Source organism: Rhodococcus sp. 05-2254-6 (genome assembly GCF_002258565.1).
GTDB lineage: Bacteria > Actinomycetota > Actinomycetes > Mycobacteriales > Mycobacteriaceae > Rhodococcoides.
Map to the genome: position 1 here is coordinate 19,093 of NZ_NOZF01000112.1, position 14,630 is coordinate 33,722.

Here is a 14,630-nt window from a genome sequence, read left to right on the forward strand (position 1 = left end):
CGTTTGCGGGAAAATCGGCCCGCTACCCCACTATTCGTCACTCTTCACTCGAAGCTAGATATTGATAGACAACCCTACGGAGCGCAGAGTCGCCGGACCGCTGCTTCGATTTTCGACGCCCGACGCTGGTGTTCGGCGTCGTCGACGGGTCCGCAGTCGCTGCCGGGCGCGGTCATCCAGGCGGAGGTGATGCCGAAGATCATGGTGAACAGGTCGTCGACGGTGAAGGCGTCGGAGATCAGTCCGGCCTGCTGTGCGGCCGCCATGGCGTTTCGCCGCTCGGCGATCACCGCATGAATGTCGTCGGCACCGGCGACCGCCGTGCCGCCTTGAAGTTGCGTCCACAGCAGCAGTCGGTGCTCCTGGGGATTAGCGGCGAGGTGCAGATACTCGCGCGCGGCGTATCCCCCGAGATCGTCGACGGTGAAGGGAACCGACTCCAGAAAGCGCGCAAACCCGTCTTCCACGACGGCCCGGAACAGTGCTTCCTTGTCTCCGAAGTATGCGTACAGGCGTTCCTTGCTCGCCTTGGCCGAGACCGCGATGCGGTCGACCCGCGCGCCGGCCAGGCCGTGCTCGGAGAATTCTGCGCGGGCAGCGACGACGATGCGGGCGCGGGTGGCGCTTGCGTCAGGCTTCATGGCGGCCACCCTACCGCCAACCAACTAGTTCGTTTGACAGTCGGTCCATCGTCGCTTACCTTTTCGGTCGGGACATTTTTCGTGCCCAGAGAATCAACGAGTACGAGTGGGGTAGAAACATGTCGCAGGTCTCCGAACGCGGGGCGCTGGCCGAGAATCCGAATTACGAACGCCGCTGGTTGGTGCTCTGCATCGTCGCCATCACGCAGCTCACGATCGTGTTGGACGGCACCATCGTCAACATCGCCCTGCCGCAGGCGCAGATCGATCTCGGCATCAGCGACACCAGCCGCACCTGGGTGATCACCGCATACGCGCTGGCGTTCGGCGCGCTGCTGCTGCTCGGTGGTCGAATCGCGGACTACTGGGGCCGCAAGCGCTCGTTCATCGTCGGCATGGCCGGCTTCGCCGTTGCCTCCGCCGTCGGCGGACTCGCCCAAGAGGGCTGGCAGCTGTTCATCGCACGCGCAGGTCAGGGCGTCTTCGCGGCACTGCTCGCACCCGCAGCGCTGGCTATTCTGACGGTCACGTTCACCGACACCAAGGAGCGCGCCAAGGCATTCGGCGTGTTCGGCGCGATCGCCGGTGGCGGCGCAGCCGTCGGACTGCTCCTCGGCGGAGTGCTCACCGAGTACGCGAACTGGCGCTGGTGCCTGCTCGTCAACATCCCCGTCGCCATCATTGCCATCGCCGCCGCAGTCCCGCTGGTCAAGGAGAGCAAGGCACACGGCGACACCCGCTACGACCTGCCCGGAGCGATCCTCGTCGCACTCGGACTGGCCTCGCTGGTCTACGGCTTCACCGAAGCCGAGGACGGCTGGGCGACGGTACCCACCATCTCCTTCATCGCTCTCGGCCTCGCGCTGCTCGCCGCGTTCGTCGTGGTCGAATCCAAGTCCGCCAACCCGCTGCTCCCCCTGAGCGTTCTGCTCGACCGAGACCGCGGTGCCGCATACATCGGGTCCGCCGTCATCGGTGCAGCACTACTCGGTGGCACGTTGTATCTGACCTTCTACTTCCAGATAGTGCTCCAGATGAGCCCGGTCATCGCAGGTGTTGCGTCACTGCCCATGACCGGCGGAATTCTGATCACCGCCGCGATCGCCTCGGCGCTCGTGCCCAAGATCGGTCCCAAGCCGATGATGGCTGTCGGCCCTGTCGTCTCGGCGATCGGCCTGCTGCTGCTCACGCAGATCGGCGTCGACACCTCGTACTGGACGCACGTGCTCCCCGGAGTCGTACTGCTCGGGCTCGGTCTCGGCCTGCTGATGGTGCCGATGCAGAACGTCGCTCTCATCGGCGTCCCCGATCACGATGCGGGTGCTGCATCCGCGCTGATCAACGCCACGCTTCAGGTCGGCGGCGCACTCGGCGCAGCGGTGTTCACCACGGTGTACACCTCGTCCAAGACGACGTTCCTGGCCGAGAACCCGGCACCGACGCCGCCCGCAGGAGTTCCTGCGGAGGCTCTTGCCGGCCAGGAAATCCCCAGCGACGAGATGCTGGCCGCGCTACCGGAGCCGATCCGCAACTTCGTGCTCGCCACCATCGATCACGCTTTCGCAGCCGAGGTGTCGGGCTACGCGTGGGCCTTCGGAACCGCCGCGATCCTGGTCGCGTTGGTGTGCCCGGTCGTGCTGGTGCTGGTCCGTGCCAAGAAGGACGACCTGCCCGTCGGGGACACTCCGGTCCACATCGGCTAGCGCATACGAGAAGAGAACCCCGCTGCTCGGCCGTCGAGCAGCGGGGTTTTTCGTTGTGGTGGCCGTCAAGCCCGATCGGGGTCGATCGCCTCGGCCTGCGCCGTGAGCAGCATGTGCAGCAACTCGGGAGGCAGAGCCATGGGAGGCAGCGCGCCGAGAGCGATGGAGTTCTCCGCCTCGCCGCCCAGCTCGACCACCTCGTCGTGCAGGCTTTCCATCTTCTCGTCGAGCTTGTTGGCGCTCTCGGCCGCCTCGGTCAGCTCCGCCAACAGGGTCTCCGGAATCTGCCCGCGATACTTGTAGAAGATCTTGTGCTCGAGGCTCGCCCAGAAATCCATTGCGATGGTTCTGATCTGCAGTTCGACGAGGACCGGCTGGACGCGATCGGACATGAACACCGGAATCTCGACGATCAGATGCAAGCTCTTGTAGCCGTTGGCTTTCGGGTTCGCGATGTAGTCCTTGATCTCGACGACGCGCACGTCGCTCTGACTGCTGAGCATGTCGGCGATGCGATAGGTGTCGGAGATGAAGCTGCAGGTGATGCGCACTCCGGCGACGTCGAAGATGTTCTCGCGAATCGCATCGAGAGTCAGCGCGCACTTCTTCCGCTGCGCCTTCTCGAAAATGCTCTCCGGAGTCTTCAACCTCGACGAGACGTGCTCGATGGGGCTGTACCGGTGAATGTGGGTGAATTCCTGCTTCAAGATGTTGATCTTCGTGATCAGCTCGTCGATCCCGAACTTGTAGCTCATCATGAATCGTGTGAAATCTTGTCTCAGTTGACCCAGATCGACGACGGGCTCACTGTTGTTCATGCCGTCGATTGTCCACGACGGGCGACTGTGTTCGCGCAGCGCGGGAATCGAAGCTGGCGTCACTGCACGAGTTGCGTAGCTCCGGCGTGAACAGCACGACACCACAGCGTTCACACTGATGGGTGCGGTGATGTCCGCGGTCGCACGAACAGGCACGTGAACCCACCAACACCGAACCGGCGACAAGTGGATGGCCGTTGGTGCAGCGAGAAGGCGCTCGTTCCGCCCACCGATCGCCGACGCGATAGAGCGATCCGGCAACCGGGTCGGTGTCGCGCTCGTCGGATGCCATCGCGCGCAACCGCCTTCGACACTGTCTACCGTCCGATATGGACCGCCCGAAGTGGCTCCGCTGGCCGCATCGCCAACTTCGGGGGCCCGCTCAGACTAACAGAAATCGAACGTGTGTTCTAACTCGTAGGTCAAAACCACGTCTTGCGGCCACCGACTGCGCGCCCCATCGAACCGAGCAACGTCAGAACCGCGCCGACGACCACGAGAATGATGCCGATGGTCGTCAAGATCGAGATACCGGCGAAATAGCCGATGAGGGCGAGGATGATTCCGAGAACGATCATGACTACTCCTGGTGCCACTGTGAGCCCGCTATCGACGAATTGCCGATGGGACCGAACCTACTCGGGCGCGTGGACGATCGCTCACAATTGTCGCTATTTTCCGGCGTCCACTTTCGCAGCGAGAAACGCCTCGGGGTCGATGAGATCCGCCTGCCCGACGATCGATCCCAGGTCAGCGATACGTTCGATACCGGTGAGCACCATCTCTTCTTCGACCGTGCCCTCGGCGTAGCCGTAATAGCATGTCGACGTCGTGTGGTTGTGGTCCTTGTCTATTCGGTTGGCCCTGCCCTCGATCTGCCGAATGTCGATGGGCGTCCACCGTGGATCGTGAATCAGCGTCACGCGTGGTGCGAGGGTGGAGACCGTGCCCTCCGGGAGCAGTAATTCGTTGGTGTGCAAATTGATCGCACTGGTGGTGGTCGAGACGATGACCGACGCGTCACCGGTTTGAAAGCGTCTGATCGACGCCTCCTGATCCGGGCTGCTCATACTCCCGTCGACGACCGCGACCTCGAGGCCCTCGTCCCGAAGCGTCTGCGCCAACGCCGCGACCGACTCGCGGTAGAACATCGAGACGAACACCTGGTTGCCGGCCTTGACCCAGGTGCGTACCTGGTCGGCGGACGCGGGAATGCGTAGGTACGAACACTTCTGGCGGAATCGCAGGGTCGCGGCGCGGGTGCTCGGGTTCTTCTGCAGCACGCGCTTGCCGCCGACGGCCTTCCAGATCGGTAGCCCGACTTCCTTGCGGTAGTCCACCCACGCCGAGTTGTACAGCCGCTTCTGCGCGGCGGTGAGTTCCTGGCCGAGCGGCTCGCGTGGGGTCTGTGGCGAGGGACGCGAAATCGACCACGGCACAGCACCTCCCGACAGCCACCCATGTACGGACGCAATGTCGCGGGCGCGTCGGGCCGCGTCCTCGGGCTCCCACCGCCACGTCGTCAATCCCGTCGTCGCCTTGCCTGCCTTGACGGCGAACCCCGACTCGATGAGGAACTCGGCCCACTTCATCGTCACCGCGTAGCCGAGATACTCCTCGTCGCCGAGGATCTCGACCCCACGGCTGCGCTCGACCGCACGAGCCATGTACGCGAAGTGCAGGGGCTGATAACCGGGCGTGGCAGACATCCACACCACCGAGCGCGCTGCCTCCTGATATCGCCAGAGGATCTGCGACTGCTGCGATTCGATGTTCATCAGCGCATGCGATTCGTCGGCGATCACCACATCGATGTCGAATCGAAGCTCGCCGAGCGAGATGGTCCGCTTGTTCTGTGTCCGTTTACGTTTGCCCAGGTCGGTCTCGGGCGGAACGGACAGGAGCTTCTTCGTCGACTGGTACGTGATCAGCAGCCAGCGCTTGCGCTCGGAGGGCTCGATATCGGCCTCGCTGTCTGCAATGGTGCGCCGCCATCCCGGCAGCGCGCCCTTGGGTGCGACCACCAGCACCGTGCCGATCTCGGCCGCCGACATCTGCCGAACGGCTTCGCACACCGCCAACGTCTTGCCCAGACCCGTCGAATCCATCTGCGCGAAGTACGGGAATCCCGCGTCGAGGGCGGCGAGATGGCGTCGAACGGATTCGAGTTGGGTCTCACGCGGCTGCATCGCGCGCTCCCGCACCACCTCGTCTCGCCAGTTCTCGTTGGCATCGTCCTCGAGCCACCGTTGCAGGCTGTACGGCATCGACTCGTACGGCTGCAGATACTCGGGCAACTCGGTGCCGTAGTACGCGAACACCCGCGGTCCGGGATACCAGCGCGCCCCGGCAGCGCCCGCCGCCGACCGATCCTCGAACGGCACGTCCAGCACCCAGACGCGCTCACCGGGATCGGGCACCCGCAGATCGGGGGCAGCAGTCTTGCGAGGCGACGTCTTGCGCGGCGCTGCGCGCTTGCGTGGCGCGGCCTTCTTCGGGGCAGCTTTTTTCGGTGCAGGCTCACCGTTCTTGGCGGCCGCGAACTTTCGCGCAGCACTGCTCTGCCCGGCCTTGACGGTGCGGGCAGTGGTGGATCGGGCTGTGCGTCTACGAGGTGGCATCGGATCCAGTCTGTCGTACGGTGTGCACGAACACCGTAAAGGAGCCCTGTGACACACACGAACGACCCGCGCGCCGTAGTGCTCGTCCACGATCAGGACCCGGCTCTCGCGCGACGCGACATCGGTACTCTCGACGCCGAGTTACGCACCAGGGGTTTCCAGTTGGACGTGCACTCCTTCGACCACAGCCCCGACCTCGCGCCGCCGCCACTGTTCGGCGCACAGGTGCTGGTCGTCATGGGCTCGCCCGACGCCGCGTACGACGACACGCTGGCCTGGCTCGCGCCGGAGATCGCGTACGTCCGGGAGGCGATCGACACAGGAGTCCCGATCCTGGGTGTCTGCTTCGGCGGACAGTTGCTCGCTCGGGTACTCGGCGGCACCGTTCGCAAATCCGAGCATCCCGAGTACGGATTCGTCGACGTCGAGACGTCCGAGCCCGAGCTCATCGCCCCCGGACCGTGGATGGAGTTCCACGGCGACACATTCACCGCTCCCCCGCAGGCCACGGTGATCGCCCGCAACGAAGCCGCGCAGCAGGCCTTCGTACTCGGGCCGCACCTCGGATTGCAGTTCCACCCCGAGATCGACCTCGACACCTACGACGCGTGGGCCGCGGCGTGGGACCGCGACGGCGTCGAACATGCGGTGGATGTGCACGAGATCCGCCGAGCCATCGCGGACGCCGAACCTGCAGCTCGGGTGCGTTGCTCGGCTCTGCTCGACGCATTTCTCGCCCGATCCTCGGCGGTGCCCCGGTAGGGTCGAACGATGACCGAGGCCAGGCCCAGCAACTTCAGCGATCACCAACTCGGCATCTACGCCGCCGGGATGTTCGCGCAGCAGACACCGTCGATCACCACCAACCTGGCGAGGCTGGAGGACCAGGCTGCCGAGACGCTCTCGCCCGAGGCCCTCGGTTACATCGTCGCCAGCGCGGGCAGCGGCTCGACGGCTCGTGCGAACCGGGCTGCCTTCGACCGTTGGGCCATCACGCCGCGGATGCTGCGCAGCGCGGCTGCCCGTGACCACGCGTGCACCGTGCTCGGCACCGACATGCCTGCACCGCTCATGATCGCTCCCGTGGGCATTCAGACTCTCGCGCACCCCGAGGGGGAGCTCGCCACCGTCCGCGCTGCCGCGGAACTCGGTGTGCCGTACATACATTCGACGCAAGCCTCGCACTCGTTCGAGCAGATCGCCGAGGCGGGTGGCGACGCTCCGCGCTGGTATCAGCTCTACTGGCCGACGGACGAGTCGGTGTTGCTGAGCTTCCTGCAGCGCGCGAAGGATTCCGGATTCAGCGCGCTGGTACTGACGCTCGACACGACGCTGCTGGGCTGGCGGCCTGCCGATCTGGACCGCGGCTACCTGCCGTTCCTGGCCAACCTCGGCATCGAGAACTACCTGAGCGATCCGGCGTTCCAGGCCGGACTGGGACAGTCGGTCGAGGAGAATCCCGTTGCCGCCGCGATGCATTGGGCACAGATGTTCCCCAACCCCGGTCTGTCGTGGAAGAACCTGGCGTTCCTGCGCGAACACTGGAGTGGGCCGATCGTGCTCAAGGGAATCTGCACCGTCGGCGACGCCCGGGAGGCCGCGGCCCACGGAGTCGACGGCATCGTCGTCTCCAACCACGGCGGCCGTCAGATCGACGGTGCCAGGCCGTCTCTCGACGCACTGCCGTCTATCGTCGATGCGGTCGGTGACGAACTGACGATACTGTTCGACTCCGGAGTACGCACCGGAGCCGACATGGCCAAGGCCCTTGCCCTCGGAGCCGATGCGGTTCTACTCGGCCGCCCGTTCCTCTACGGCCTGGCGCTCGGTGGTCAAGAGGGCGTCACGCACGTATTGCGTTGTCTGCTGGCCGAATTCGACCTGGTGACGAGCCTGTCCGGTCATACCGGTGCGGGCGAGCTGGGCCGCGACTCGATCATGGAGTCCTGATGGAGTGGACGAAGCACGCCATCTGGTGGCACCTGTACCCGCTCGGCTTCACCGGAGCGCCGGTGCACGGCTGGGACGGTGAATCCCAGGCGGATCTGCACCGGCTGAACAGAATCGAGAACTGGCTCGACTACGCGCTCGAACTCGGTGCGTCGGGCATCGCCCTCGGTCCGATCTTCGAGTCCGAGAAGCACGGCTACGACACTGTCGACTACTTCCACATCGACGGCCGGCTCGGCACCGACGAAGATGTCGACTCCCTGATCGCCGCGGCGCACTCCCGCGGCCTGAAGATCATGTTCGACGGCGTCTTCAACCATGTGGCGCAGAGCTTTCCGAAGTTTCAGGAAGCGCTGACCGAGGGTGCGGACTCCGAGGCCGCGGGGTGGTTCCACCTCGATTGGTCCGGTGAAAAGCCGACGCATCGCAACTTCGAGGGCCACGACGAACTGGTCGCACTCAATCACGAGAGCCTGGATGTGCAGCAGTACGTCGTGGACGTCCTGTCGCACTGGCTCGAGCGAGGCGTCGACGCCTGGAGGCTGGACGCTGCCTATGCGGTATCGCCGCGTTTCTGGGCCGCGGTGTTGCCGAAGGTTCGGGAAAAGCACCCGGACGCATACTTTCTCGGTGAGGTCATTCACGGCGACTACGACCGAATCGTCTCGGCCTCCACACTGGACTCGGTCACTCAGTACGAGCTGTGGAAGGCCGTCTGGAGCGGCCTGAGCGAGCTCAACTTCTTCGAGCTCTCCCATGCGCTCGAGCGTCACAACGGCTGGCTCGACGCCTTCGTGCCCGCCACGTTCGTCGGAAATCACGACGTCAACCGCATCGCCAGCGTCATCGAGGACGAGCGACATCTGCTGCACGCGTTGGTGGTTCTGTTCACCGTGGGCGGTATGCCGATGATCTACTACGGCGACGAGCAGGCGTTTCGAGGCATCAAGGAGGATCGAGTCGGCGGTGACGACGAGGTGCGTCCGGAGTACCCCGACACGTCCGAGAATCTCGCTCCGTACGGTTGGCCGGTGTACCGAGTGCATCAGGAGCTGATCGCACTACGGCGTCGCAACCCGTGGCTCTACTCCGCGCGCACCGAGACGCTCGAACTCACCAACACCGCACTGCTCTATCGTGCGCACGCCGACGGCGAATCGCTGACGGTCGCGCTCAACCTCGGTGACGACGCCATCGACTACCCGGTTCAGGGCGACGAGGTGCTCGCAGGCGAAGCGGATCTGCACGACGGGCGGGTTAGTGTCCCGCCGCACGGCTGGGCCGTCATCGGCTGAACGCGTGCATTCGGTTCCATTCGTCTCTCTAGCGCGAAAACAAGACACGGCGAGAAACCGCTACAGGTACAGTCGACCGCGACACGGGGTGCCCGTCAGGGCTGAGAACACACCCGTCGAACCTGATCTGGTTAGGACCAGCGAAGGGAATGTCGTGGCGTTGCGGTATTCCTGTCCCCTCGTGACGGTCCCGACCTCGAACGAGAGGCGAGGCGCATGAAATTCGACGAGCAGACAGTGTTGGTCACCGGCGGTGGACGCGGACTGGGAGCAGCGATCGCCGCGGCGTTCGCCGGCCAAGGTGCCCGCGTGGTGATCGACTATCGCAACAGCAAAGAGGCCGCCGAAGCGCTAGCTGATCGCCTCGGCGGAAATGCTTTCGCGGTTCAGGGCGACGTGACCGATGAGAGCGCAGTGGCTACGGTGTTCGACTCGGCACGTGAGCATTTCGGCACTCCGATCACCACCGTTGTCAACAACGCGCTGGCCGATTTCTCGTTCGACGGAGACGCACGGCCCAAAGCCGACACGATCACCTGGGAGCGATTCGACGCGCAACTGCGGGGCAGCGTCCGCGCGGCGTTGTTGACCACCCAGGCTGCACTGCCCGGCATGCGCGAGGAGGGGTTCGGACGAATCATCAACGTGGGCACCAATTTGTTCCAGAATCCGGTGGTCCCGTACCACGACTACACGGCCTCCAAGGCGGCGCTGCTCTCGCTGACCCGCACTCTGTCCGCCGATCTGGGCGCAGACAACATCACCGTCAACATGGTCTCGGGTGGACTGCTCCGCACCACCGACGCCAGCTCCGCGACCCCGGCCGAGGTGTTCGACTTCATCGCCGCCTCGACCCCGCTGCAACGCGTCACCACCCCCGAGGAATTCGCCGACGCTCTGCTGTTCTTCGCTTCGCCGTGGGCGCGGTCGGTGACCGGCCAGAATCTCGTCGTCGACGGTGGCCTGGTCAAGGACTGACATGCATCTCAACGCTTTTCTCTACGGTTGCGGCCACCACAGCGCGGCGTGGCGTCACCCCGATTCGCGCGTCGAGGACCTCGGCGACATCGCGTACTACGAGGAACTCGCGCAGCTGGCCGAGCGGGGCAAGTTCGATGCGGTGTTCTTCGCCGACGGTCATTCGGTACGCGACCCGGCCGGGGCAGGCACCTGGTTCCTCGAACCGATCACCACGCTGTCCGCCATCGCGCGCGCCACCACGCACATCGGCCTCGTCACCACGGTCTCGTCGACGTTCTACACCCCGTTCCACGCTGCACGCATGTTGGCGTCGCTCGATCACATCAGTGGCGGCCGTGCCGGTTGGAACGTCGTCACCTCCATGTTCGACGCCGAAGCACGCAACCACGGGATGGACGTCATCCCGGCTCGTGAGGAGCGATATGCGCGCGCCGAGGAGTTCGTCGATACGGCTCTGGCGCTGTGGGATTCGTGGGATGCCGACGCGTTGACGCTCGATCGCGCCGGTGCTTACGCGGACCCGGCCAAGGTGCATGCCATCGACCACGACGGCAAACACTTTCGGGTCGACGGCCCGCTGACGGTGCCGCGCTCGCCGCAGGGTCGGCCAGTGCTGTTTCAGGCCGGCGCGTCGGGGCCGGGTCGCCAACTGGCGGCGAAATACGCCGAGGCAATCTACGCCGTCGCCTACGATCTCGTTGCAGCGCAAAGCTATTACGGGGACGTGAAGACGCGAATCCGCCATGCGGGTCGCGATAGCGCGGCGGTGGGGATCATGCCGGGTCTGGTGACCTATATCGGCTCGACCATGGAAGAAGCCCGCCGAAAGAAAGCGGAACTGGATCGGCTGCTCCCCACCGAGCAGTCGTTGGCGATGCTGTCGATGTTCACCGGGCAGGACTGCGCTGCTTGGGAACTCGATGCTCCGGTACCGAACCTGCCGCCGGCATCGGAGTTCACCGGACCGCAGGGCCGCTACGAGACGATTCTGCGGATCGTCGAGAAGGACGCCCCGACTGTGCGGGAATTGCTCGGTACCCTCGCGGCCGGCGGAGGCCACGCGACGATGATCGGCACACCGGAATCGATTGCCGACGAGATGCAGTCGTGGATCGGCCGTGGTGCCGACGGCTTCAATCTGATGTGTCCGGTTTACCCGGACTCATTGGAGGACTTCGTCGATCAGGTGGTTCCGATACTGCAGCGGCGCGGGGCCTTTCGCGCCGACTACACCGCGTCGACGCTGCGCGGGCACCTGGCGGGGTGATTCGTGAACATCAGTCCAGCGAGTCGATGAATTCCCTCGTCAACCTCGCGATGTCGTCGGCATGGGAGATCGGCGACCAGTGTCCCGCCGGAATGTCGTTGCGCGTGAGGTTCTTCACCCACTTGCCGGTGTCGTCGTAGTGGTACGGACGCACTGCGACGTCCTCGGTGTTGACGATGAGGTGCACGGGGATGTCGATGTACCGCTCACGTGGATTGCCCAGGAGCGGAATGATGTTGGCCCGGTACAGTTTGGTGCCGTTGGTGGCATCGGACCACAGCGTGGGGTTCTGGGTGACGAGCTTCGGGTCGACGCCCGAGAACTCTTCGAGAAACGCGGGCCAGCCCTTGGCGAACTGGCGCTTGATTCGCAGCGTCGACAGCCCGGGGATGTGGAACGTGACGGTGTACCAGGACGCGCGTACCTGGGCGAGCACCTGCTTGATGCCGGTGAGGGTGGGTTTGCGCAGCCGCGACTGCGACCACTTACCGAGGTGATCGAGGTTCGGCCCCGAAATCGATGTGTAGGAACGGATTCGATCCTTCGCCTGGGGCTGGGCTGCGGCCTCCCATACCTCCACGGCACCCCAGTCGTGGGCGAGCACATGAACCGGGGCGTCGGGGCTGACGGCATCGGCGACGGCATAGAAATCCGAGGCGAGCCGGGCCAGCTTGTACGCCGACTGCTCGGCGGGGACCGAGCTCTCGCCTGCGCCGCGGGAGTCGTAGCTGATCACCCGGAAGCGGTCCTCCAGCTGCGGCACGATGTGGCTCCACAGCTCATGAGTATCGGGCCAGCCGTGCACGAGGACGATGGGATCGCCGTCGGGATTGCCGCTCTCGAACACCGCCAGGCGGATGCCCTCGTTGACGACCGTCGTACGAACCGCATTGCTGCTCAACTATTTTCCGTTCTATAGATCGAGTACGAGACGCCCGCTGCGTGCGCGCGAAACGCAGATGAGCATGTGATCGCGCTGCTCTTCCGGCGTCAGTCTGTTTTCCAGGTGCTCGGGCTCACCGGAGAGCACCCGTACCTTGCAGGTACCGCAGAAGCCCTGCTGGCACGAGTACGCGACGTTGGGTTTCTGCTCCTTGACCGCTGTCAGCACGGAGGCGTCGGCGGCGACGTCGAGCACGGCGCCCGTGCTGATCAACTGCACCTCGAACGGCGTGCCGTCGAGAATCGGCGGCGGGCCGAAACGCTCGAAATGCAGTGCGGTGGAGGGGCACCGGCGAAAGTCGCGGCGGACGGCGTCGAGCATGGGGGTGGGGCCGCAGCAGTAGACGGCACCGCCTGCGGGTGCGCGCTCGAGCAATTCACCCTCGGTGGGGTACCCGTACACGTCGTCGGTCCGGACGAACACTCGGTCCGATTCCCAGCTCTCGATCTCGTCGAGAAAGGGCATGGTGTCGCGGGATCGACCGCAGTACACGAATTGCCAGTCCATGCCGAGAATCCGTGCGGCGCGGACCATCGCGATGATGGGAGTGATCCCGATACCGCCGGCGACGAACAGAGCGCTGCCCTCACCGACGAAAGGGAATCCGTTGCGAGGGCCACGGACGGTGACCTCGGTGCCGGGTTCCAGTCCGTGCATTTCGATGGATCCGCCTGCACCGGTGGGGATTCGACGCACCGCGATTCGATAGGAGCTGCGGTCGGACGGGTTGCCGCACAGTGAGTACTGCCGACGACGCCCCGAGGGCAGATGCAGATCGAGATGACACCCTGGATGCCAGATGGGCAGCTGCGCACCCGTCGGCGACGCCAGGGTGAGGGCTGCGACATCGTTGTCCTCGGCGACGATCTCGCGTTCGGTGACGACCAACTTCAGCGCTGAATCGGGGTTGTGGCCGGCGACGGCATCGTTGTACTCCGCTCCGGCCGCCGCCTGCATGTAGCCGTTGAGAAACGTACCGAGCAGCTGCATCGAGCGATCAGGACGTCCGCGCCCGCGCAGATCCGGCGGCGCATCCTTGGGGAGCAGCCGCGGAACGCGTCGTGAAGACAGCTTCACCTCGCTGCAGCCTGAGCGGCCGGAGAGGACGCCAGGTACCGGACGGCCTGAGCTGTGGAGCCTTCCTGGCTGGGGTGATACGACTTCTTGAGGTAGCGCGACATGCTGCGGCCGACGTGCGTCAGCGCGGGCAGGGTGCCGCGTTTGACCGACTTCCGCCACAGTGCCGAGCGCGGCTTGCGGACGGACTTCGGGGCCGACTGCAGCTCCGGGTCGTTCTTCATCAGGAAGATGATCCCGCGCATCCAGATGTAGGCCATCAACGGCACGACCACGACGAACGTGCGCAATCGGCGAACCTCGCGCTTGTCGAAGTATCGCAGCGTGTCGTAGGCGACCGATCGGTGCTCGACTTCCTCGGCACCGTGCCAGCGCAGCAGATCGAGCATGGTGGGGTGGATGCCCGCGCGGTCGAGACCGTCGGCGTTGAGTACCCAGTCACCGAGAAATGCCGTCACGTGCTCGATCGCGGCGATCAGAGCCAAGCGCTCGACCAGATTGTTCTTCGATCGAAGGCTGGTCACCGAATCGGAGCCGAGGACCTTGCCGAAGGCCCACTCCATCTGGTCGGTGAACGGAGTCGGGTCGAGTCCTTTGGCCTGGAGATGCACGAGGACGCCGGTGTGGGCCTCGGCGTGTACGGCTTCCTGGCCGATGAAGCCGATGACGTCGTCGCGCAGCTTCTCGTCGTCGATGTACGGCAGGGCTTCCTTGAACGTGTCGACGAACCAGTGCTCGCCGGCGGGCAGCAGTAGATGCAGCACGTTGAGTACGTGCGTGGTGTACGGATCGCCCGGCACCCAGTGCATCGGCAGATCGCTCCAGTCGAACTTGACGTTTCTGGCTTGCAGCATCACTTCACCGGGATCCGATGCGACGATCTTCCGTTCGCTCATCGAGCCACCTCCTCCACGTTCGCAGGTGTGGCCGATGCCACAGTGCGAGACTTAGTATAAACACCGGTAACAGATAAAGGGAACCGTGACGGTGTCCGATGAGACACTTCTGTCATGACCGACTCCTCCCCCGTGTCGACTCCCCCGAGTCGTATGCCCGTCACCTGGCCTGCCGAGTGGCCCGCCGAAGTTCGGCGCATCGCCGATGCCACGAACGACGCGCTGGCTGCTGTCGCCTCGCAGAATTCGGTCGCGTTCGACGATGCCGTCGAATCGTTGGGCCGCTCGGACTCGGCGCAGGCCGGGCACGTGCATGCCGAAATGGTACGCACGTTGCTCGAGGAGGTATACAGCGATGGATTGACCGGCGAGAACGTCCAGGAGGTGCTCGGCCGAACCGTACGAGGAGCGGACTGGCTGCCGAACCTGGACATCGCC

13 protein-coding genes, 1 pseudogene and 1 riboswitch are annotated in these 14,630 nt (G+C 64.8%); of the genes and pseudogenes, 7 read left to right on the top strand and 7 right to left on the bottom strand.

Annotation, left to right across the window (positions count from 1 at the left end):
• Window positions 1-74: 74 nt before the first annotated feature.
• Window positions 75-641 carry a TetR family transcriptional regulator gene (locus tag CH256_RS14375; protein ID WP_143536579.1) on the bottom strand — a complete coding sequence of 189 codons (567 nt, stop codon included), beginning with the start codon at window positions 639-641 and terminating at the stop codon, window positions 75-77.
• Between the two features lie 119 nt (window positions 642-760).
• Between CH256_RS14375 and CH256_RS14380 the strand changes: the two genes are divergently transcribed.
• Window positions 761-2,344, top strand: a complete 1,584-nt coding sequence (locus CH256_RS14380) for an MFS transporter (RefSeq protein ID WP_094669913.1) — start codon at window positions 761-763, stop codon at window positions 2,342-2,344.
• A gap of 65 nt (window positions 2,345-2,409) precedes the next feature.
• Here the strand turns inward: CH256_RS14380 and CH256_RS14385 are convergent, their stop codons facing one another.
• From CH256_RS14385 to CH256_RS14400, 3 genes are all read right to left on the bottom strand, one after another.
• On the bottom strand, window positions 2,410-3,162 hold the full coding sequence (locus tag CH256_RS14385; RefSeq protein ID WP_068282717.1) for a GTP pyrophosphokinase: 753 nt from the start codon (window positions 3,160-3,162) through the stop codon (window positions 2,410-2,412).
• Between the two features lie 422 nt (window positions 3,163-3,584).
• The gene (locus tag CH256_RS28105) at window positions 3,585-3,740 is read right to left on the bottom strand and encodes a DUF6131 family protein (protein WP_094611554.1); all 156 of its coding nucleotides are present in this window, start codon (window positions 3,738-3,740) and stop codon (window positions 3,585-3,587) included.
• A gap of 93 nt (window positions 3,741-3,833) precedes the next feature.
• Entirely contained in the window at window positions 3,834-5,783 is a 1,950-nt protein-coding gene (locus CH256_RS14400) for a helicase-related protein (protein WP_256989441.1), read from the bottom strand.
• A gap of 48 nt (window positions 5,784-5,831) precedes the next feature.
• Between CH256_RS14400 and CH256_RS14405 the strand changes: the two genes are divergently transcribed.
• The 5 genes from CH256_RS14405 to CH256_RS14425 all read left to right on the top strand — a co-directional run bounded on the left by CH256_RS14405 (window position 5,832) and on the right by CH256_RS14425 (window position 11,276).
• A complete protein-coding gene (locus CH256_RS14405) occupies window positions 5,832-6,545 on the top strand; it encodes a type 1 glutamine amidotransferase (RefSeq protein WP_068048557.1) in 714 nt (237 codons plus the stop codon).
• Between the two features lie 9 nt (window positions 6,546-6,554).
• On the top strand, window positions 6,555-7,733 hold the full coding sequence (locus CH256_RS14410; RefSeq protein WP_094669914.1) for an alpha-hydroxy-acid oxidizing protein: 1,179 nt from the start codon (window positions 6,555-6,557) through the stop codon (window positions 7,731-7,733).
• On the top strand, window positions 7,733-9,028 hold the full coding sequence (locus tag CH256_RS14415; protein WP_094669915.1) for an alpha-amylase family glycosyl hydrolase: 1,296 nt from the start codon (window positions 7,733-7,735) through the stop codon (window positions 9,026-9,028). The genes CH256_RS14410 and CH256_RS14415 overlap by 1 nt, the downstream gene beginning before the upstream one ends.
• A gap of 74 nt (window positions 9,029-9,102) precedes the next feature.
• Window positions 9,103-9,195: riboswitch (TPP riboswitch) on the top strand.
• Between the two features lie 49 nt (window positions 9,196-9,244).
• On the top strand, window positions 9,245-10,006 hold the full coding sequence (locus CH256_RS14420; RefSeq protein ID WP_094669916.1) for a 3-oxoacyl-ACP reductase: 762 nt from the start codon (window positions 9,245-9,247) through the stop codon (window positions 10,004-10,006).
• 1 nt (window position 10,007) lies between these two features.
• Window positions 10,008-11,276, top strand: coding sequence for an LLM class flavin-dependent oxidoreductase (locus CH256_RS14425; protein WP_094669917.1), 1,269 nt, complete (start codon window positions 10,008-10,010; stop codon window positions 11,274-11,276).
• A gap of 10 nt (window positions 11,277-11,286) precedes the next feature.
• Here the strand turns inward: CH256_RS14425 and CH256_RS14430 are convergent, their stop codons facing one another.
• The 3 genes from CH256_RS14430 to CH256_RS14440 are packed head-to-tail and all read right to left on the bottom strand — an operon-like array spanning window position 11,287 to window position 14,192.
• A complete protein-coding gene (locus CH256_RS14430; protein ID WP_094669918.1) occupies window positions 11,287-12,177 on the bottom strand; it encodes an alpha/beta fold hydrolase in 891 nt (296 codons plus the stop codon).
• A gap of 12 nt (window positions 12,178-12,189) precedes the next feature.
• Window positions 12,190-13,296, bottom strand: coding sequence for a PDR/VanB family oxidoreductase (locus CH256_RS14435; protein ID WP_094669919.1), 1,107 nt, complete (start codon window positions 13,294-13,296; stop codon window positions 12,190-12,192).
• Complete coding sequence (locus CH256_RS14440; RefSeq protein ID WP_094669920.1) at window positions 13,293-14,192, bottom strand: metal-dependent hydrolase; 900 nt, start codon at window positions 14,190-14,192, stop codon at window positions 13,293-13,295. The genes CH256_RS14435 and CH256_RS14440 overlap by 4 nt, the downstream gene beginning before the upstream one ends.
• A 114-nt stretch (window positions 14,193-14,306) precedes the next feature.
• On the opposite strand from CH256_RS14440, the pseudogene CH256_RS14445 reads away from it, so the two are divergent.
• A pseudogene (locus tag CH256_RS14445) lies at window positions 14,307-14,630 on the top strand (hypothetical protein); the annotation flags it as partial.